This is a genomic window from Advenella mandrilli (assembly GCF_016595155.1).
Lineage (GTDB): Bacteria > Pseudomonadota > Gammaproteobacteria > Burkholderiales > Burkholderiaceae_B > Advenella > Advenella mandrilli.
On record NZ_JAENGP010000008.1, the window covers coordinates 52,743 to 72,909 of the forward strand.

A 20,167-nucleotide genomic window follows, 5' to 3' on the forward strand; every position below is an offset into this window, starting at 1 on the left:
TATAAATGCCAAAAATAACCATATTGCCACATGAGTCACTGTGCCCAGAGGGCGCTGTGATTGAAAATGCACCAGTTGGGGAGTCCATCTGTCGTGTCTTGTTGGACAATCATATTGAAATTGAACATGCCTGTGAATTATCATGTGCCTGTACGACTTGTCACGTTGTAGTCAAGGAAGGATTTTCTTCTCTTGAAGACGCTACCGATGATGAAGAAGATTTGCTGGACAGGGCATGGGGCTTGAAGTCCACTTCCCGTTTGTCTTGCCAGGCTAAAATCACGGGTGCAGATCTTGTGATCGAGATTCCAAAGTACACCATTAACCATGCCAAAGAGAATCACTAGAAATAAGCAGGAAAGCAGTATGAAAAGCATGACATCAACGATTGGAATAATTGTGGGGCTCATGCTTTTTTTCATGTCCGGCCTTTCTTTAGCCAACAATTACATCAAGGATAAGCTACATAAACCTGTTCCCGGGGGGATTGCGGTGGTCAGCCTTGGCGAACATAGCCAGGCGCCCGGGGTGCAGTACGGGAATAAACCGGTCATGGTGGTTGCCAATGGCAATACGTCCGACTATCTGGCGATTGTTGGTATTCCACTTAAAATTAAATCAGGCAAGCACCTGCTTCAGGTTAAAACGGCAAGTGGTTCACAACAGCTGCCGTTTCAGGTTCAGACTAAGAAATATAAAGAGCAGCATATTAAGCTGAAGTCCAATAAATATGTCACGCCTTCTGAAGAGCATTTGGCCCGCATCAGGCGGGAGTTGGCGGCTCAAACTAATGCATATGCCAATTTCAGGCCGGAAAATCCCAGTAATGTTGTTCTGGATCGCCCGGTAGACGGTGGCCGCTACTCCAGTCCATTTGGATTGCGCCGTTTTTTTAACGGCCAAGAGCGTAACCCACATTCAGGGCTGGACATTGCCGTGCCAACCGGTACACCGGTAAAAGCACCAGCAGATGGGGTGATTACCATTGTTGATGATTATTATTTTAATGGTAAAACGGTTTTTATCGATCATGGCCAGGGCATGGTCACCATGTATTGTCACTTGTCAGCTATTGAGGTTAAAAAAGGACAAACCATCAAAAGAGGTGAGGTCCTTGGGCGTGTAGGTACAACCGGACGCTCTACCGGTCCGCACTTGCACTGGAATGTCAGCCTGAACAATACCCGGGTGGATCCGGCCATTTTTGTTGGCGCTTTCCAGCCATGAGTGCCATTCAATGGCCCACACCTTGCATATCCTTCGGACAGAGCTGGAAATGGCCATGGTGCTAAGTGGTTGCAATACCCTGTCTGACATAGATCATTCTATTTTGTTCACATAAAGTTTGATATAAATTCACTAAAGACGACGGGTTATTCATGTTTTGCTTGTCATTGACAAAATAATAATAGATAATAATGAGAATAGTTCGTATTTATTTAATGTCATCACAGCACATGGTTTTAATTGAAGCATGCTGCCGATCTTCTTGTTGCACCTTGGTCTGATAAAGAAATCTTATGTGTTGTGGTTAAGATGATTATCACCGGTGAATCAATGAAACTCATATTTCTTAAGTCAATTGTTTGTCTAACAAGCGCTTTGTTTTCCATGGCGCATGCTGTTGAAGTGGAAACCGTCCGTGGTGCTGCCCAGGTTCCTGAGCAGGTCAATTCCCTGGCGGTTTATGATATTGCCGCGCTAGATAGCCTGAAAGCATTAGGCATACAACCTAAAGGTGTTATCAAGGATGTTTATGTCGATTACCTGGCCGACATGTCTAAAAAGGCTAAGGTGCATATTGGTACGATTAAAGACCCGGATCTTGAAGCGTTAAATGGCATGAGTCCTGATCTGGTTGTGATCGGTGGTCGTATGGCGCCCAATTATGACGTACTGTCAAAAGTAGCTCCAACACTGGATATGACAATGAATGGCAAAGCCGCTTTCAGACAAGGATTTGATCGTATTGCCACGTACGGAAAAATCTTCAAAAAAGAAGAAGAGGCCGCTATATTAATTGCTAATCTTGAAAATGCCTTGAAGCAGGCTCAGGAAGCAGTCAAAGGCAAGGGCAATGCCTTGATGATTATGGTTAATGGTCCAAAAATCGCTTCATTTGGTGCCGAGTCACGATTTGGATATTTGTTTAATGAAATTGGCATTGAACCGGCCGATTTGAATAAAAATGATGCCACCCACGGCCAACCTGTTTCTTTTGAGTTTATACAAAAACTTAACCCAGACTGGGTTATTGTGATGGATCGCACCTCTGCCATTAATGCCAAAGGTGAAAATGCCAAAGTGGTATTGGATAATGCGCTACTTAAAAATACGACCGCTTTTAGCAAGAACCAGGTCATCTATCTGGATTCTTCCTCATACCTTTCTTCAGGTGGTTACCAACAACTCATGACTGAACTTGAATTGCTAACCCAGGCATTCAAGGGTAGTTAATAAGTTCCTGATTTTCAGTATGAAATTAAAAATTCTTGTACTTGCCATTATTTGTTTTTTGATAGTGGCAAGTTTGTTCGTTGGGGTTAGTGACGTTAATCTGGGATCAATGTTGAATGATCCACAGGCCTTAAATGTATTTCTAACCAGTCGTTTTCCCCGCACCCTGGCCATTGTCCTTAGTGGGGCATCCATGTCGATTGCCGGCCTGATCATGCAAATGCTCATGAAAAACCGTTTTGTCGAACCGTCAATGGTGGGCACGACGCAAAGTGCCACACTTGGGCTTGTTGTGGTGACATTGCTGTATCCGGGTGCCTCGCTCATGTTCAAAATGTTGGTGTCCTGTATGGCCGCGCTGATTGGGCTGTATGTATTCATGCTGATCGCCCGTCGCCTGCCACCGACTGCGTATTTAATGGTGCCGCTGGTGGGTATTATTTATGGCGGCGTGATTGGTGCCGCAGCCACATTTATTGCCTTTGAAATGGATATGATGCAGTTTCTGGCCGCCTGGATTAATGGTGATTTTTCCAGTGTTTTGGCCGGGCGCTATGAGTTGCTTTGGTTAACCGGCCTATTGGGCGTGATTGCCTACCTGTTTGCCAACCAGTTTACGATTGCCGGTCTTGGCAAAGAAATGAGCACCAACCTGGGCCTTAATTACAGCACCATTGTTTCTATTGGATTGGGTATTGTGGCTATTATTACGGCCATCGTGGTAGTGACGGTGGGGGCCATTCCTTTTGTGGGTCTGGTGGTTCCAAATATTATCAGTCGCCTTATGGGTGATAATTTGCGCGTTACCTTGCCATGGATTGCGATTATGGGGGCAGGCCTTGTTCTGGCATGCGATTTAGTCGGACGGTTGGCTAATTATCCCTATGAAATTCCGGTAGGCACCGTTATTGGTATTCTAGGCACCGTGGTTTTCCTTTATCTGCTTTTTGTAAAGCCCGCTCATGTACGCTAAAAAACTAATAATAATGTTAGGTGGCCTGCTTGTGTCAATGGCCTTATTCATGACGGTAAACAGTTCAGGCAATTGGGATTTCGTACTGCCTTTTCGTGGCGGAAAATTACTTGCCCTGTTGCTGGTTGCCTATGCCATTTCCATTTCCACGGTGTTATTCCAGACCCTTACCGCCAACCGGATATTAACGCCCTATATCATGGGATTTGATTCCCTGTATTTGTTAATCCAAAGTGCGATGGTGCTGCTGCTGGGCGGGCTTGGCTATGCCATGCTGGACCCATCGTTTAAATTTTCCATTGAAATCGGCATTATGTTGATTGCGTCCGTGCTGATTTTTTCTTCATTGCTTTTTAGCAATGCAGGAGATTTATATCGCATGATTCTGGTTGGGGTTATTCTTGGTGTGCTGTTTCGCAGCCTGGCCAGTTTTATCCAGCGAATTATAGATCCCGATGATTTTGCCGTGGTGCAAAATGCCAGTTTTGCCCAATTCAATATAGTGAATACTTCATTGCTTCAGATTAGCCTATTGCTTATTGTGGGGGTCAGTATGGTGGTTTGGCGCTTGCGGCACGTTTTGGACGTTATGGCATTGGGGCGTGAGCATGCCATTAATCTGGGTGTTCCTTATCGACGGTTCAACGTACTTGTTTTGTTCCTGATTGCCATTCTGGTATCGGTTTCCACCGCCCTGGTAGGCCCGGTGAGTTTTTTTGGTCTGCTGGTGTCAGGGATTACTTATGTATTAATGAAAACGCATCGGCATGCGGTATTAATACCGGCTGCCTTCCTGGTAGGCGCCTTGTGCCTGGTGTCAGGACAAATGCTGTTTGAACATGTGCTGGGAATGAAAGCCGTGCTTAGCGTGGTGGTTGAGTTCCTGGGAGGAATTGTATTCCTGGTGTTCCTTTTGAAAAGAAAGACATTATGATCGTATTGGACCAAGTTAGTTATCAGGTGGGTAGTTTACCCATCCTTAAAAACATTAGTACAGCCATTGAAAAAGGGGGAATTACCGCTTTGGTCGGCCCTAATGGGGCTGGCAAATCTACCTTACTGTCACTGATGGCCCGTTTATTACCCCTTAAAACAGGCAATATTAGTTTTGATGGCATTGATTTATCTAAAACGCCAACCTGTGACATTGCCAAAAAGCTGGCTATTATGCGACAGGATAATAGCGTAACCAGCCGAATTACCGTACGTGAGCTATTAATGTTTGGGCGCTTTCCTTATCATAAAGGCAACCCGTGCCAGGAAGATTTCGAGATAGTGGAAAAAACCCTGCAGCAGTTTAACCTGCTAGAACTGGCTTCACGTTTTGTGGTTGATTTATCTGGCGGGCAACGTCAGCGTACGCTGGTCGCCATGGTTTTTTGCCAGTCTACCGACTATTTGTTACTGGATGAGCCTTTAAATAACCTGGATATGTTTCATGCCCGTAATTTAATGAGTTTGTTACGGCGGATTGCGGATGAACACAACCGGACCATTATTATTGTTTTGCACGATATTAACTATGCCTCGGCCTATGCAGACAACATCATGGGCATGAAAAATGGCGAATTGGTGCTGCATGGAAAGCCAAATGATGTTATAACACCCCAAAACTTGCAACGTCTGTTTGGTGTGGAAGCTGAAATTGTACCGGTTCAAAATCATAAGCTGGTTATGCATTATGTTTGACGGGCTGTGAATAATAATGGAAAACAAAGTAAATCATGAAAATCTGGGTTGATGCCGATGCCTGTCCCGTTGTTATCAAACAAATTCTATTCCGGGCGGCCAAGCGCTGGGAAATAAACACCACCCTGGTGGCCAATCAAATGTTAATGGTGCCGGCTTCTGTGTTTATTCAGGCCCGCCAGGTGCCGCGTGGTTTTGATGTGGCCGATGCCTATATCGTAGAACAGGCACAAGCGGGTGATTTGGTGATCACTGCCGATATTCCACTGGCCGCCGAAGTTATAGAAAAAAAGGCTATCGCCCTGAACCCGCGTGGTGAATTGTATTCACCCGAAAATATTCGCGAACGGCTGGCCATTCGCGACATGATGGAAGAGTTGCGCAGTAGCGGCATTGAAACCGGTGGCCCAAAAGCGTTTAACCAGGCTGACCAGAAAGCATTTGCCAATCAGCTGGATAAATTGCTGGCCCGTTATGTGGCACAAAGAAAATAAATTCGGATCAACGCCGGCGAGTGGTGCAAACCTGCAGTGGGTTTGTACGAAGAATTGACCGTTGAGCAAGCCCGTTCATTGGCACAGAGTTGGCTGGCTGAGGTTCGCCAAGGCGGAGATCAGGGTGGTAAGAGAGCAATGACCACGACCTGAAGTAGGGACAATGAAATCTTGAAAAAAGAAGATTGTTAGCTGACAGTCACACCTTCTTGAGGCAATCGTTGGTGGGCTGTCTTTAACCTTTTCATTTCTTGTATAACAAAGCGTGGCATCCAGTTACATAACAACTCGAAATCAAACCGTTCGTTGTTGGCATTTCCTTCAGACGTGACGAGGTGATTGAGGATCAACTCATTATAAAGCCACTCATCCAATTGCAGTTTGATACTGTAGACATCAAGTAGCTTGCAGCGCAGCAGATGGACAATTTTCAAACCCGCCACATCCAGGTCACCAAAATAGAGTAGTTGCTTTACTTGTTCTGTATCAAGAAGTTGTGAAACGCACTCTGCCTGGCCTGACACCTTGTTACCCGCACCGTAAATCACCAGTGACCAGCGTGTCTGGTCGTGATTGATTTGGCATAATCGGTAATACACATCGGAGTTTTCAACGATGATGGCAGGGAGGTCGGGGCGGCCTGATGATTCATATGGTAGCGGTGGAGCCCGCCGAATGGCACCCATGTCAGCCAGCGTCAGGGAAACGTGCGTCCAGCCGTTAGGTGGCATGGAATCCAGTGCTTTTTCATCCCCAAAGATCAGCAGTGCCCGCTCGCGGTGTCCAAGCGTACCGGGAAACAGCGGTTTGCCGCTCCTGGTACGTCGAAACAGATAGGCGTTGAGCAGATGCAAACGTTTCTTGACCGGCGCTGTGAGTTGCCCTGTAATGCGTGCTGCCAACCATGGATGCCAAGCGATTTCTGGCGTAATTTTCGCTGGGGCGGTGGCACTTTCGTAAACAAAGGCGTTTGGCAGGCTCAGGCCGCGCCAATGGACCTGCCAGCTGGTTTCGCGCTTGGGCTGAGCGCGCCAGTCACCCTCAAGCAGTTGTGTAATTGCCTGACGCAACAAATCAGGGGCGTTATGGTTCAAGGCTTCCTGACGGTGTGCCTGCAGCACCTCATCCAGTACCGCCTTGGCCTTAACCGTGCGGGCTCCTTTACTGGCAGCAAGACGGTGTTTGTTGGCGCTTAACTCCAGTCTGGCTAGCCATCTCATTACATCACTCATAGTATGTCAGCTTTATAAAACCGTCACGGGTTGTGGTTTAGAGACCAGGGAAGCTGCCCACAGCGTTTGACGCTCGTTATCAACAGTTACCAGATCACGTCGCTTCAGTTTCTGAACCTTGTTCAGGAATAGGTGGTTATCAAACATAGACTGGGCATTTTCGTCTGAAATACCGGTCAAGTAGATAAGTTGAATATTATAGGCCTTGGCCATTTGCGTTTGAATTCGCATTAGATCATCGGCATTTGATTTACCCAGAGGGTTGTCGGACAGTAAGAAACCTGCACTCGAAATACCCGTATCGTATTCTCGAACCTTACCAACCGTCACAAACAGCAGGAAAGCGGAGGTGAGTCTTTGCCCTCCTGATCCTTCTAATTGGGTGATATCGGTCCATTGCGGTCGACTGGCATTGGTCTTTAATAGGCGTACTTCAAGTGCGCCCTCATTGAAAACTGCCTGAACCAGATCGGCCGTTAATGCGTCCCGGTTAGGCGCGCGGGGTACTTGTCCATTGGCAATCCATTGCTGCAGCCGGGCGCTGGCAAAACCCTTGAGTTCAACGGGGAGGTCATTCAGTCGATCCGCCATCTTCAGAATGGGGCGACCGGGTAGCACGGGGCAATCGTCCGGAATTTTGACGGATGTAGCGCGCTTGAGTAACTTGAGGGCCCGCTCCAGGTGAGCTGCCAGGTGAGTGACTGTCAGTTCAATTGAGCGCTGGAACTGCTCCAGACTGTCACGCACTGCTTCAAATACTTCTGTAATCCCTGTACTGATGCGATCCAGATCGCCCAGCACCTCTCGCCATGTTGCGATGGTTTCCAGTTGCCTCAGGTATTCGGGATTGGCACGATTCTCAGGATCCTTGGCAGACTCTTCCACAACTCGGCTACGAAAGTGGGCCCAGGCAATTTCTACATCCTCTTTTTCTTTTTTCAGCGTTTCTGTCAGCTGTGCGTACCGTTGACTTTGGGTACGTAGTGTATTGACGTACTCGGTGATATTTAAAATCTTGAGGGGCAGACCAGCGGCCAAGGTCGTGGTGTAAGGCTGAATCATGGCCCGAGCGGTTTCAGCCTTCCGGAGATTTTCCTTCACAGCTTCAGTCTCTTTCGTGAGAAGCTTTTGTTGTTCTGACAAATTGTCAAGTTGGCTCAAGGCCTCTTTTAGAGTTATGTTGATATCGCTAAGGGTAGCTTTTATCGTCTCAATTTCGGTGGGTTTATCCTCCCATACAAAGCCGTCGACAAGTGCGTCGCGTGCCTCTATGTATTTCTGCTCCAGGTTTTGCAAAGTGGCCCGTGCATCAATTTCACGTTCCATACAGGCTTTTTTCTGTGCTTCGAGCAGGGCGATGCGATTGTTAATCAGCACGAGATCGCGGAAGGCCTCTGTTTCAACGTCGTTCGGGTACTTCTGGTAGGCAGAGTGAGTAGAAAGTTGGTTGTAAGCATCGTTCTGTGTCCGTTCTGCCTTTTCTCGCTGCTGCTTAAGTTCTTTGACCTGATCTCCTTGAGCTGCTTCAAGTAGCTGTCTGTGGGCCTGGACGGCCGCCTCATGAGCGTCTTGCGGGCTTCGGACATCAGAGCTTTCGATTTCCGATATCCCTGAATAAAATGTTTGTTTGCGTAGACTGGTCCACTGCTCAATCTGTATCTTAAGATGGGTGGCCTCGGTGCGTTTGTCCACTTCCGCATGCTCCATTTGCATCAACGTTTCACCCTGGCATTCAAGCGTCTCTTTGCACTGCGCTGTCTGTTCAAGCAATTTGGCCAGCTCGCTTATCGCAGTGTCCCGGGCCGCCCACTCTGTTTCAATAAAACGAGTTAGGGTGTCATGCGCTTGCTGGGCCTGTAAATGTAGTTGTTGGGCGTGTTCAACGCGTTCTTTGGCTTGTGTTTTGTCGTTTCGCAGTTTCTGTTCATGCTGCTGGGCCTGCTCCAGTTTGGCTTGCTTGTGCATCAGCTCTGTGCCCGCCTGTTCCCGCTCGTTAATCAGGCCCAACCAGTGCTTGCCGTATTGGTTATTATGCTGGCACCAGTTAGTCTGGAAGGCAACCAGCGCTGTCAGGTCGTGTTCTGCTGCTTTTACGCAGGCCGCTTGCGAGGCGACAGTTTGCTCCAACTCTTGCAACTTTGCCGCGTAGGCAGCCTGGCTGTAACCGTATTTATCGGGGGTGGAAAGCACCACCTGTTCCAAATCGGGTGACACTCCCTGAAGATCCTGGGCTTCATCGAAACGATAGATTGCAACGGGCATCCCTTTCCATGATATTGTGTCTCTAAGCTCATTAACTTGTGCAAGCGTTGCGTCATCCAGGGCAACGAGGCTCAGATAACGACCTGGATGTTTATCGATCACCTCTGCGATACGCGTCGCATCATCATTGAAAGCGTTGGCGAAGTAACGCGGGAAAGCCCAAAGCTTATCGCGCGCTACGCCTGCTGCGTAAAATGCCTCAAGCGCTTTGTTGATTTGTTTGGAGACCAGTTCGTGTCCAGTAAGCTTTAGCTCATTCAGTTCATGCCGGACGATCAACAAGCGTTGCTTCAAACCAGACAGCGCTTGAGTATCTGCTGTCAACACATTGTCAATCCGCAATCCGCATTGGGCGCTGTGCCAATTGGTATCCTCAAGATCAAGAGCACGCTGGGTCGGTGCGGGGAGTGATTGGTAGGTTTCGGACATCGATCGCGCACTGTCCACTGCTTCTTGGTGCTTTTGCTTGACTTGGGTAAATGCGTACAGGGCCTGGTTTTGTGCCACCGAGGCCCGATTGATCACCTGATGATGTTCCTCTAGGGCCTCCTCGGCCTTGCCCGCATTGATTTTTGCTTGTGTCTCACTTTGCAGCGCGTCCTGCAAGACTAATGCCAGTCGGTGTTGTGCTGACATTGGGGTTTCATCCCCTTGGATCAGGCCTTCATCGTGCAACGCATCCCGACGTGATTCGCCCGTGATCTTGTCCTTTCGGAATTTTTTGCTTTCAGAGTCCAGCCTGCCCAGCTTGGTTTGTAAGCTGCCACAGTTTTGCTTAAGGGACTGAATATTCAGTTTGAGCTTTGTCAGCTCGTCTGTGATCAAGGTCTCCTGTTGACGATAATCGCTGATCGCTCGCGATAGCGCACTTAATGCCTCACCCGCCATACGGTCGAAGATTGCCTGCAGCGGTTTTTCCGTCTCGCCCTGGAACACCTTAAGCGCTTCATCCGACTGCCGGTAGGCGTTTTTTGCTGTTGCATAGGTTTTATAGTCGATAGCGGCACGAGCAATCTGCAACTGCTGCTGATAAGTGTCCGCTTCATTTTTAAGTGCGGCAACATTGCGTTGTTGCTCGTTAAATTTATACAGTACCAGATCATATTCGAGCAGGATCTTGCGTTTGCCAAGCAGAACGCGGTCAACGTTTACTTGGTTAATCTTTTTTTGCAGGTTTTCAGACTGCTCCATTAGATGGTCCTGTTCTATCCGGGATTTCTCGGAAAGAGCGATGAGATCGCGCATCGAATCGCGAAATCCCTCAGCCATCTGCTGTTGTTGCGTTTCGACAACCTCCAGTTTCCGGGCCGGTTCAAGAAATGTTCGCCAGTTAGAGAGAACATCCCCCAGGAAGGATTCGTTGCGTCGAATTGCCTCCAGCTCTCCTTGGCGATCAACTTCGTTCGTCACTAGATCCCGCAGCTGTTCGGTGGTGTCCTTGGACATGGTGCAGGCAAAAAAGGCACCGAGAAAATCCTGCTCGGTCTTGTAGTCGATGAATTTAGTTAGCCCGCCTTCTTCGGAGTTGAAGGTCACCATTGTCTTGATTAGATCAATGTTGACCCGTTGTTCCAATAGAAACGAGCGCCATTCTTTGTTTGCCCCGGTTTTGCGCCAGTGCACACCAGCGTCGCCACCTGCCTTGAAGTTAAGCCAGCCCTCAAAGCTGTGCAGGGTGTTGGCGTAGGGGCGCAACTCGCGATCACGCTCGGCGCGAGAATACGAGGGCACCTCATCAAATGGCGTATCAAGCAGGTTATCGGATGCGTCACAGATAAAGAAGATGCGATCTACTTCATCCCCTTTGCGCTGATGGGCGTGTCCCAGTAGCAGGGTTTGGTCGCTTTCATTGACCATTTCCACCAGGATAACAGACAGTTCCTTGTGGAAGTAATTGCGGTAGTGGAATTTGCTCTGGCGACGGTTGGCAAGGTACTGGGTGAAGTCGTTGACGGAGGGTTCGAAAATCGATAGCAGCAGAGCAATGTAGGTGGACTTGCCACCCCCGTTCACCAGTTGTTGATAGGTGCTGAGCACTTTTTTTGCATTCTTGCCCTGGGTGTTGCGTGCCGTATCAGTAGCGTGCCCGGCAGTTTTGGCAAAGCCAATGTAATCGAGCGTGAGGTCCTTGTAGAAGGCCTCTTCGTAGCCAGCGCCATCTATATAAACTCGTTTGATCAACCACATGATCAGATCTCCAGTGTGTGTTGTGTTTCAGCTGCTTCGACCGGAGTGGGTGGCGGTTGGTCGGCCAATACCGTCGGCTTATCGTTGGTCGGGGTGGTTGACGGTTTTTTTGTTGCGGGATCGATATCCATCACAAAGCGCACCGTCTCTTCAATACCGGTATGACGCAGATAGTGTTTGAGTTTCTGGGTCGGGTACCAGTCAGACTCTCCTGACAGGCTGCTGTCCTCGGCCAGAAAGCCTTCCTCTTGCAGCAGCTGTATCCAGCGCATCGCCATCTCTGTTTGCGAGCGAATACTGGAGACGCGTCCCACCTTTTCATCGTGGATGCGGGGAATACGCTCTTCCTGCACAAACCGGGCAGCGAAGAGCAAACCATCCACCGTCTCGTCGCCCGCAGCTTTGTTCTGTGCGATGACCTGGTCGGCTACATCGTTGAGCTTGGCCACTACTGAAGCAGCGTTGGTGCTACTGGTTTGACCTGATTCGATCCGAACCGCATCGGGGTTGGGGAACATGTCCGCAAGCAGCGCGATCAGGGTCAGGCCTGCGAAGAGGCGCTGTTCCTTGCGTTCTGTATTCATCTGCTCGGCCGTTAGTTCTGGTAGCAGACGCTTGTTCAGCCAACCCAAGGTGGGTGCATATGGGCCGCGCCCTTCGGCCGTTAGCAACACCCCATAGCTCTCGTGGATACCAAGATAGCGCAGTTTCATACCGGCTGCGATCCCACGGATAATTTCCACAAACAGGATGTTGCCCTGGAGTTCCAGTGCCTGTTGAATCGCCTCATTTCCCATTTTATACCCCAGTGCGTTCATGATTGCTTGCGTGGCAATCTCGGCATAGCGTTTGGCGTATTGATTTGCATCGTACATAACTACTCCTCAAAAGGTAGTTCGGGGGTTCTCAGTAAGGTGATGTTATCGGCTCGCCATAATGCTGATTCGATAGGCGAGTTGCTGACATCAACCTTAAGGGCGGGATCGCTGTTGGTCGCCAGGCTGCCTATGTGGAGCAGGCAGACTTGTTGCTCCAGTTCGGATAGTTCGCCATCCGCATAGGCATTGAATACGTCCGCAAAGCTGATGTGACCATGCTGTTTCAGGTGGTTGTTCACCCAGTCGCTACAGTGCCGGATTACAAACTCCGGAATGCAGTGCAGGGTGGATTCAATCGTTACAGGCTGTTCGGTGGGGTCCTGGATTTCGTGCGGCAATACCTCGTTAAATTGATCAAGATAGAGGTTCAGCATCGCCTTCAAATCAAGCAGAGGGTGTTGGTCAGCATCCTGGTTTCGCGGGGCAAGCAGGTGTGTAACCAGATCATCCATACATTGTTCAGCAATTGTTGGGGTGTGAGATAGTAATGGTTTGAGGGCGCCTTTTTCTAGCGTCTCCCGGAACAGCTTATTGTCCCTGGGAATAATCAATTTCAGGCGAGCCTTTTCAAAATCCTTATTCACATTGAGCAGGCAATCCTGGTAGCCTAGAGTGAAGGTAATAACCTCGGTGAAGATTTCCTGCGCCTTGCGCAGTTTATTCAGCTTGTCAGGGTGTAGTGTTGAGCGTCCTTCGGCCAGCATTTCAGTGATGGTTGCAAGGGTATTCTGAATATGTTCCAACACCTCTCCGGTCTTATCAAAAGAGTCACTGAGTATCGGCCGGATATCCTGTGCGTAGGATGCGCTCAAATCTCCCGCCTGTGCCGCACGAACTTTCATCCGCATGCCAATAAGGTATTGTTCTAACTGGCGCTGCGTTGCCTGGATCTGATGTACAGCTTTATCGATTTCACCGCGACGGATGGTTTTGAGAGTACGCCAGGCCAAAATGGCAGCACGTTCGATTGGCGTTTCGTCCAGGCGAAGGGTATAGAACAACATGCCCTCATCGGTCAGCGACCAGAGGATATCGTCGGAGCCGGGTACTTGATCGTGGCGTATCAGGCGAACCACTTGCTCATCGGAGTGCGTTCGTTCGGTGAAGTCGTAGTATCGGAGCCGGAAAGGATCTTTGATTGTTGAGAAAATCTTGCTGGCTACCTGGGTATAACCCAAAGGTTCTTGTCCCGGGTACGCTTCCTGCAGGTGTTCTACCAGGCAGCGTTCCGCTTCTTTGCGAGTCATGCCCGGTTGGTGTTCGCGGTCGGCGTAGTAGAGCATGGCATCGAAGAGGTTCATGAGGGCAGCGAGTGCGTCAAAATCGACGCCTTCGAACGGCTTGCGCTGTAGGGCACTATAGATTGACTCCAGAGCCCGTACAACCAGCAGCGCGTGAGACTGAATAGTCAGTTCACGGCGTGCCATGGTTTCATTGCGAGCCTGCTCCAGAAACGCCAGTAACATAGTGTCCCCCCAGCTTAGAAAGGACAACTATAGCAAATCACGCCGAATAAAGGAATGTAACTTTATTTAAAATGCTGTAACAATCAACCTTCTTTACGCAAATGCGGAAAGAGCAATACGTCGCGAATGCTGTGGCTGTCTGTGAGCAGCATAACCAGGCGGTCTATGCCAATACCGCAACCACCTGCCGGTGGCATGCCGTATTCAAGTGCACGAATGTAGTCGGCATCATAGAACATGGCTTCTTCATCTCCGGCGTCTTTGGCTTCCACCTGGGCCAGGAAGCGGGCAGCCTGGTCTTCAGGATCATTCAATTCAGAAAAGCCATTGGCAATTTCACGGCCGGTAATGAACAATTCAAAGCGTTCGGTAATGCCAGGAACACTATCAGATGCGCGTGCCAAAGGTGATACCTCGACAGGATAATCGATAATGAAAGTCGGATCCCACAATTTGGCTTCGGCAGTTTCTTCAAACAGGGCTAGCTGCAGGGCACCAATACCCGCCCGTGACATCACTGAATCATAAGCATTAATGCCAAATTTTTTCAGTTCGTTACGCAAAAATGCTTCATCGGCCAGTTGTTCTTCGGTGTACTCGGGGGCGTATTTGGTAATAGCCTGAACAATAGTAAGGCGCTCAAAGGGCTTGCTTAAATCAAGTTCGCGACCCTGATGGGTAAGGACGGCACTGCCGGCTGCCTGAATAGCGACATCTCGTAGCAGTTTTTCGGTAAAGTTCATGAGCCACTGGTAATTGGTGTAAGCGGCATAGAACTCTATCATGGTGAATTCCGGGTTGTGGCGTGGGCTCACCCCTTCGTTGCGAAAGTTGCGGTTAATTTCAAAGACACGCTCAAAGCCACCCACGACCAGGCGTTTGAGGTAAAGCTCGGGGGCAATACGCAAGTACATTTCCATGTCCAGGGCATTGTGATGCGTTACAAACGGCTTGGCCGCGGCACCGCCCGGAATGGGGTGCAACATGGGAGTTTCAACTTCAAGGAAGTTGGCGTCAAGCATGTATGAGCGAATGGCATTGATTGCCTTGCTGCGCGTTTTGAAGGTATTGCGCGTTTCTTCGGTCATAATCAGGTCTACATAACGCTGGCGGTAACGCAGTTCCTGATCGGCAATGCCGTGGAATTTATCGGGTAGCGGACGCAGTGATTTGGCAAGCAGGCGAATGCTTTCCGCATGAATGGAAAGCTCGCCCTTGTTGGTTTTGAATACACGGCCTTCGATGGCAATAATGTCACCAATATCCCATTGCTTGAACTGATTATAGGTTTCTTCACCCACCGAATTCCTGTCCAGATAAATCTGAATGCGGCCCGTATCGTCCTGGATGGTGGCAAAGCTGGCCTTGCCCATAACTCGCTTGAGCATCATGCGGCCGGCTACTTTGGCAGGCACTTTTTGCGGGTCCAGGGTTTCTTTGTCGAAACCATCAAACTGTTCGTGCAATTTCAGTGCCTTGTGTTCGGGTACAAAGTCGTTAGGAAAGGCAATGCCTTCTTCACGGATCTTGTCCAGTTTGGCACGGCGTTCGGCAATCAGGCGGTTTTCATCTTGTTCGGGGGCGGTAGGATTATGTTGTTCTGTCATGGTTATGGTTTATGAATAGTGACGAATATCATCAATTTCGGTTTGGCCGAAATCATCACGATGTAAATAATTCAGAATTTGGTGGGCCAGTTGTTCGGGATTGGACAGCTCGCCTTTTTCATGCAACTGGGTAAAACGTGAACGATTGGGGAAATGGTTAAGATCCAGTTCACGAATTTGTTTTTGCATGCCGGTATCGATAACGCCGGGCGCCAATGATACCAGTCTGGCATGTGGCGCTTCCTGTTTTACCACGCGGGTGTACATGTCAAGGGCTGCCTTGGTGGCGCAATAAACACCCCAGCCAGGGGTAGGCGCGCGCCCGGCACCAGACGAAATGTTAATGACCCGGATATCGGCCCCGGTATGGCGGGTGGCCGTTAAAAAAGCCGAGGTAAGCATAATGATGCTATTGACGTTCAGATTGAAGGCGCTGGCAATGTCCAGGGCTTTTTCATGACCCAGGACGTTATATTGCCCAACAGGCCCCAGGGTGCCCGCGTTGTTGATCAGAATGTATTGGCTGGCTGATAGGTCCAGCTGGGAAAAAATATCCTGGGCAACTGCGTTGATTTGTACCGGATCGGCAAGGTCAGCACGGTAATGGACATGCTGGCAATTTTGTTGCCGGGCCAGTTCCTGCAATTGCGCGTTATCGGTTCGGGCTACCGTAATGAGCTGGTTAACCTGCGTGGCCAGCTGGCTGGCCAGCGCGTCCCCCAGTCCCCTGGACGAACCGGTAACGATAGCAATGGTTTGGCTCATTTACACACCTTTTTTCAGGCTGGCTTCAATGAACATGTCCAGATCGCCATCCAGCACTTTTTGTGTATTGGAGACTTCAACGTTGGTACGCAGGTCTTTAATACGGCTTTGGTCCAGTACGTAAGAGCGAATCTGGTGACCCCAACCCACTTCGGCCTTGGATTCTTCCAGCTTCTGCTGATCGGCCATACGGTTGCGCATTTCCAGTTCATAGAGTTTTGAACGTAGCATGGACATGGCTTCAGCGCGGTTCCGGTGCTGTGAACGGTCGTTTTGGCACTGCACCACAATACCGGTAGGGCCGTGGGTAATACGAACGGCTGAGTCGGTTTTGTTAATGTGCTGGCCACCGGCACCACTGGCACGATAGGTGTCTACCCGCAAATCAGCCGGATTGATATCGATTTCGAAAGAGTCGTCGATTTCAGGGTAAACATAAACGCTGGCAAAAGAGGTGTGTCGACCATTGGATGAATCGAACGGACTTTTGCGAACCAGGCGATGCACGCCACTTTCGGTACGCAGAAAGCCGAAAGCGTAATCGCCTTCGACTTTGATGGTGGCGGATTTGATACCGGCCACATCGCCATCGGAGATTTCAAGCACCTCGGTTTTGAAGTCTTTATTTTCGCAATAGCGAAGGTATTGGCGCAACAGAATGGAGGCCCAGTCCTGGGCTTCGGTGCCGCCAGCGCCTGCCTGGATATCCACGAAGCAGTTCATGGGGTCAGCCGGATTGGAGAACATGCGGCGGAATTCCAGGCCTTGCAGCACGTCGGCATATTTTTGGGCGTCTTCTTCGATGGCCATTAAGGTGGCATCGTCGTCGTCCATGTCGGCCAGTTCGTACAGATCTATTGAATCTTTGATGTTTTGCTGTAGTTCGCTTAACACCAATACGATTTTTTCAAGGCTTTTCTTTTCTTTGCCCAACTCTTGGGCGTGTTCTGGATTGTTCCAGATATCCGGGTTTTCCAGTTCTAGATTGACGACTTGCAGGCGTTCTGATTTTTCTTCGTAGTCAAAGATACCCCCGAAGGTCTGATTCGCGTTCAGTGTAATCTTCAAGGTTTGCTAAGATTTGATTCCGGCGCTCGGCTTCCATTATATTTCCTAAGATCAAATTTTATTTTTTGCTAACCTTACATTTTAACGCATGACAACAAAAAAGCCCTGAAAAGGGCTTTTGACAGTGAAAAGATTTTATGGTCTGCCTGATTTTTGGCCGGATATATTACCAAAAGCATCACCAACAGTATTGATGACATTGTCGATGGGCGCGCTGGGGCTTTGCATGTTTGCGCAACCTGCCATGATAAAGGCAAAGGCAAGTAAGCCTGACAGGCAGGAAAGTTTTTTCATCACTGATTAGTTCCTCTAAATCCAAGCGCCAAAGTATAAAGCGTTTTCAACGCTTGCGCACCCGTTGGTGTCGGCAATGCCTGAAGTGCCACAGGCTCCCTTATGCGGCATCCCGGGCATGCTTGACAAGTAGTTGAGCAGACACCACACCATTCCATTGGTTAGGTACCAGCTCATAAACCAGTTCGGCATACTCGGGCAGGGCTTCCTGCTGGTTGAACCAGATGGCATCATACAGAATCTGGTTGCGTTCAACCTTTAATTTAAGGTGCTTGTCTTTGAGCAGGCGCTGGTTGCGAATGCGGTAAACATCCCTGAACAGCGGGGCGGGAAAACCGGCACCCCAGACCTGGTTTTGCAGCAGCAGGGCAGTTTCAGCCGTGGCATACATGGGCTCTAATGAGCCGTCTGTTTCAAGCAGGGGTTCAAAACTGCTGCTGCCGGTCATTTCCTGTACCGCTTCATTAAAGGCACTTGCAAAGGTTTCAAAATGCGCTGTTTTAAGAGAAAGTCCGGCTGCCATGGCGTGGCCGCCAAACTTGAGGATCATGCCGGGGTGACGCTTGGACACCAGATCAAGTGCGTCACGCAGGTGCAGTTCGGGGACAGAACGGCCCGATCCGCGTAATTCATCATTATCGGCAGGCGCAAAGGCCAGGGTGGGTTTCCAGAATTTTTCTTTCAGGCGGGAAGCCACAATGCCAACCACCCCCTGGTGCCATCCTTCGTTGAAGACACAGATACTGGCGGATTGGCTGTTTTCAGGGGACGCTAGCGTGGCCAGGGCCTGCTCACTCATTTCATGCTCTATAGAGCGGCGTTGCTGATTGATCTCATCAAGTTGCCGGGCCAAATGCAGGGCTTCGGTTTCATCATCGGTCACCAGGCAGCGTATGCCCAGGCTCATGTCCGCCAGACGACCAGCAGCATTGATGCGAGGGCCAATTTTGAAACCCAGGTCAGTGGCACTGGCTTCCTGGAAATTGCCACCGGCAACCATGAAAAGCGCCTTGATGCCGGGTTGCAAGTGGCCCTTGCGGATTTTGTTCAGCCCCTGGGTAACCAGCAAGCGGTTATTGCTGTCTAAGCGGACGACGTCGGCCACGGTGCCCAGGGCCAGCAGGTCGGCAAGGTTATCAATCCTTGGCCCGCCGTTGGGGTCAAAGTGCCCGCGTTTGCGCATTTGCGCACGCAGGGCCAGCATGACATAGAAAATAACCCCTACACCGGCCAGGTTCTTGGAGGGGAACGTGCAGCCGGGCTTGTTGGGATTGACGATACACAGGGCATCAGGCAGGGTGTCACCGGGCAAGTGGTGGTCGGTCACAATAACATCAATGCCTTCCTCCCGGGCCGCCTGTACACCGTCAACACTGGCAATGCCGTTATCAACGGTAATCAGGATGTCGGGTTTACCATTGGGGTGCTGGCAGGCCAGGCTAACCACGGCCGGCGATAAGCCATAGCCGGTTTCAAAGCGGTTGGGTACCAGGAAATCAATATCGGCCCCCATTTGGCGCAGGGCACGAATGCCTACTGCACAGGCCGTGGCGCCATCACAATCATAGTCGGCAATAATCAGGAGTTTTTTTCTTTGCTCGATGGCATCGGCCAGCAGGCTGGCGGCCTGGTTAACTTCGGAAAGCAGGGAAGGGGCCAGCATGTTTTGCCATTGTGGCTGTGTTTGTGCAGGATCATTCACCCCGCGTGAAGCCCAAAGACGGGCCAGAAGGGCGTGAATGCCCGCGTTTTCCAATTCTTGCTGAAAACCGGGGTTTTGCTCCCGATCACTTATTTTTATTGACACCACCAGTCCTTCCATTTGTGATTGCGATTTAACAGTTTGCACAGCCAGGCGGGCATGGCGTCCGCCGATACAACAACCAGCCGATCATAACCGGTCAAAATAAGATTGCCGTTTTTATTGGCCGGCAAGGCGCTAAAAACATCCTGTTCAAGATTGGCCAGAATGGCCAGCCATTGCCCCCAATCCTGCTTGCGGTGAGCCACTTCAAGTTGCTGAAGGATGCGTGGCGGGTTGGCGGTGGGCGCTGGCTGCAATTGTGCAGGCGTGGCACCGCCAAAGACCCAGGCGCCATTAATAAGGGGCAGGTTTGCTTGCCGGCGTGCCAGGTTGACCGGATGTTCATGCCATTCTACCTGTAGTGCATTAATTAGTTTGCGCAGTGGGCGGCTGGCGGTATCTTGCGGCCACCAGTCGTAAACAAACCGGCTGGCGATAAGATTGGGACTTAATGAGGGCAATACCATGTCGGGGGGAATTTCAATGTGCCAGCGCTGCGTATCAAATTGCAGTAATTTGAAAGGGCTCTCGGAAAAAACAACCTGTGCACTTTCAAATAATGCTAAGCTTTCCGATTCTGATATGACCAGATCATCGGCCGTGAGTAAAGTGGCATTGGCTGCGCCTAGTGCGATATGTGCCAGTTCCAGCAACCAGACAGGTTGATCCCGGTTGTACTGACGGGGGGCATAAAGCGGACCAAGGCCAGCGGCATAATTTTGCTGTCCAGCCGGTGTAAATTGTCGATGTGCCAATTGCCAGTATTCAAAAGGGGTGCAGCCGGTTTCACCAGGATCCAGCAAATGCACGGTTCCCTTGCTGTTTTCCAGCTTTTGGAACAGGCTTGGCGCGGCTTTGGCCGCCTGGCTGGCCAGTTCGGCAGCAATCGATGAGTGGGGAAGTATCCCTGAAATAACAATATCCATGTTGGAATTGTAATCTTTGTGAATCATTTACGCTTGTGAAAATACCTTACGAACTATGGATTGGT

At 49.9% G+C, this 20,167-nt stretch carries 18 protein-coding genes and 1 pseudogene; 9 read left to right on the forward strand and 10 right to left on the reverse strand.

Annotation, left to right across the window (positions count from 1 at the left end; genetic code table 11):
* Positions 1 to 5: 5 nt before the first annotated feature.
* From fdx to JHL22_RS16190, 9 genes and pseudogenes are all read left to right on the forward strand, one after another.
* Complete coding sequence (gene fdx / locus JHL22_RS07875) at positions 6 to 347, forward strand: ISC system 2Fe-2S type ferredoxin (protein WP_200235718.1); 342 nt, start codon at positions 6 to 8, stop codon at positions 345 to 347.
* A 19-nt stretch (positions 348 to 366) separates the two neighbouring features.
* Positions 367 to 1,227 (forward strand): peptidoglycan DD-metalloendopeptidase family protein, encoded by an 861-nt coding sequence (locus tag JHL22_RS07880; protein WP_200235720.1) that lies wholly within the window; start codon positions 367 to 369, stop codon positions 1,225 to 1,227.
* 10 nt (positions 1,228 to 1,237) lie between these two features.
* Positions 1,238 to 1,342 (forward strand): hypothetical protein, encoded by a 105-nt coding sequence (locus JHL22_RS07885; protein WP_200235722.1) that lies wholly within the window; start codon positions 1,238 to 1,240, stop codon positions 1,340 to 1,342.
* Between the two features lie 215 nt (positions 1,343 to 1,557).
* A complete protein-coding gene (locus tag JHL22_RS07890; RefSeq protein WP_200235724.1) occupies positions 1,558 to 2,457 on the forward strand; it encodes a siderophore ABC transporter substrate-binding protein in 900 nt (299 codons plus the stop codon).
* Between the two features lie 19 nt (positions 2,458 to 2,476).
* Positions 2,477 to 3,430: an ABC transporter permease gene (locus JHL22_RS07895; protein ID WP_200235726.1), complete on the forward strand. Its 954-nt coding sequence runs from the start codon at positions 2,477 to 2,479 to the stop codon at positions 3,428 to 3,430.
* Between the two features lie 37 nt (positions 3,431 to 3,467).
* Positions 3,468 to 4,364, forward strand: a complete 897-nt coding sequence (locus JHL22_RS07900) for an iron chelate uptake ABC transporter family permease subunit (protein WP_234041200.1) — start codon at positions 3,468 to 3,470, stop codon at positions 4,362 to 4,364.
* Positions 4,361 to 5,119: an iron ABC transporter ATP-binding protein gene (locus tag JHL22_RS07905; RefSeq protein WP_200235730.1), complete on the forward strand. Its 759-nt coding sequence runs from the start codon at positions 4,361 to 4,363 to the stop codon at positions 5,117 to 5,119. Before JHL22_RS07900 ends, JHL22_RS07905 begins: the two co-directional genes overlap by 4 nt.
* 35 nt (positions 5,120 to 5,154) lie before the next feature.
* On the forward strand, positions 5,155 to 5,613 hold the full coding sequence (locus tag JHL22_RS07910) for a YaiI/YqxD family protein (protein ID WP_200235732.1): 459 nt from the start codon (positions 5,155 to 5,157) through the stop codon (positions 5,611 to 5,613).
* Positions 5,614 to 5,616: 3 nt separating this feature from the next.
* A pseudogene (locus tag JHL22_RS16190) lies at positions 5,617 to 5,751 on the forward strand (integrase); the annotation flags it as partial.
* Positions 5,752 to 5,801: 50 nt separating this feature from the next.
* Here the strand turns inward: JHL22_RS16190 and JHL22_RS07915 are convergent.
* The 10 genes from JHL22_RS07915 to JHL22_RS07960 form a co-directional block, all read right to left on the reverse strand.
* On the reverse strand, positions 5,802 to 6,845 hold the full coding sequence (locus JHL22_RS07915; RefSeq protein WP_200235734.1) for a Wadjet anti-phage system protein JetD domain-containing protein: 1,044 nt from the start codon (positions 6,843 to 6,845) through the stop codon (positions 5,802 to 5,804).
* A 12-nt stretch (positions 6,846 to 6,857) separates the two neighbouring features.
* Entirely contained in the window at positions 6,858 to 11,294 is a 4,437-nt protein-coding gene (locus JHL22_RS07920) for a coiled-coil domain-containing protein (protein ID WP_200235736.1), read from the reverse strand.
* Positions 11,295 to 11,296: 2 nt separating this feature from the next.
* Positions 11,297 to 12,169, reverse strand: coding sequence for a hypothetical protein (locus tag JHL22_RS07925; protein ID WP_200235738.1), 873 nt, complete (start codon positions 12,167 to 12,169; stop codon positions 11,297 to 11,299).
* A gap of 2 nt (positions 12,170 to 12,171) precedes the next feature.
* Entirely contained in the window at positions 12,172 to 13,638 is a 1,467-nt protein-coding gene (locus JHL22_RS07930) for a hypothetical protein (protein ID WP_200235740.1), read from the reverse strand.
* A gap of 83 nt (positions 13,639 to 13,721) precedes the next feature.
* Positions 13,722 to 15,245 (reverse strand): lysine--tRNA ligase, encoded by a 1,524-nt coding sequence (gene lysS, locus JHL22_RS07935; RefSeq protein WP_200235742.1) that lies wholly within the window; start codon positions 15,243 to 15,245, stop codon positions 13,722 to 13,724.
* Between the two features lie 9 nt (positions 15,246 to 15,254).
* Entirely contained in the window at positions 15,255 to 16,010 is a 756-nt protein-coding gene (locus JHL22_RS07940; protein ID WP_200235744.1) for an SDR family NAD(P)-dependent oxidoreductase, read from the reverse strand.
* A protein-coding gene (gene prfB / locus JHL22_RS07945; protein ID WP_200235746.1) for a peptide chain release factor 2 occupies positions 16,011 to 17,115 on the reverse strand; the annotation gives its coding sequence in 2 pieces (ribosomal slippage) (positions 16,011 to 17,033 and positions 17,035 to 17,115; 1,104 coding nt in all).
* Between the two features lie 98 nt (positions 17,116 to 17,213).
* Positions 17,214 to 17,372 carry a hypothetical protein gene (locus JHL22_RS07950; protein WP_234041193.1) on the reverse strand — a complete coding sequence of 53 codons (159 nt, stop codon included), beginning with the start codon at positions 17,370 to 17,372 and terminating at the stop codon, positions 17,214 to 17,216.
* 100 nt (positions 17,373 to 17,472) lie between these two features.
* A complete protein-coding gene (gene recJ / locus JHL22_RS07955; RefSeq protein WP_200235750.1) occupies positions 17,473 to 19,194 on the reverse strand; it encodes a single-stranded-DNA-specific exonuclease RecJ in 1,722 nt (573 codons plus the stop codon).
* On the reverse strand, positions 19,170 to 20,129 hold the full coding sequence (locus tag JHL22_RS07960; RefSeq protein WP_200235752.1) for a hypothetical protein: 960 nt from the start codon (positions 20,127 to 20,129) through the stop codon (positions 19,170 to 19,172). The genes recJ and JHL22_RS07960 overlap by 25 nt, the downstream gene beginning before the upstream one ends.
* Positions 20,130 to 20,167: the final 38 nt, after the last annotated feature.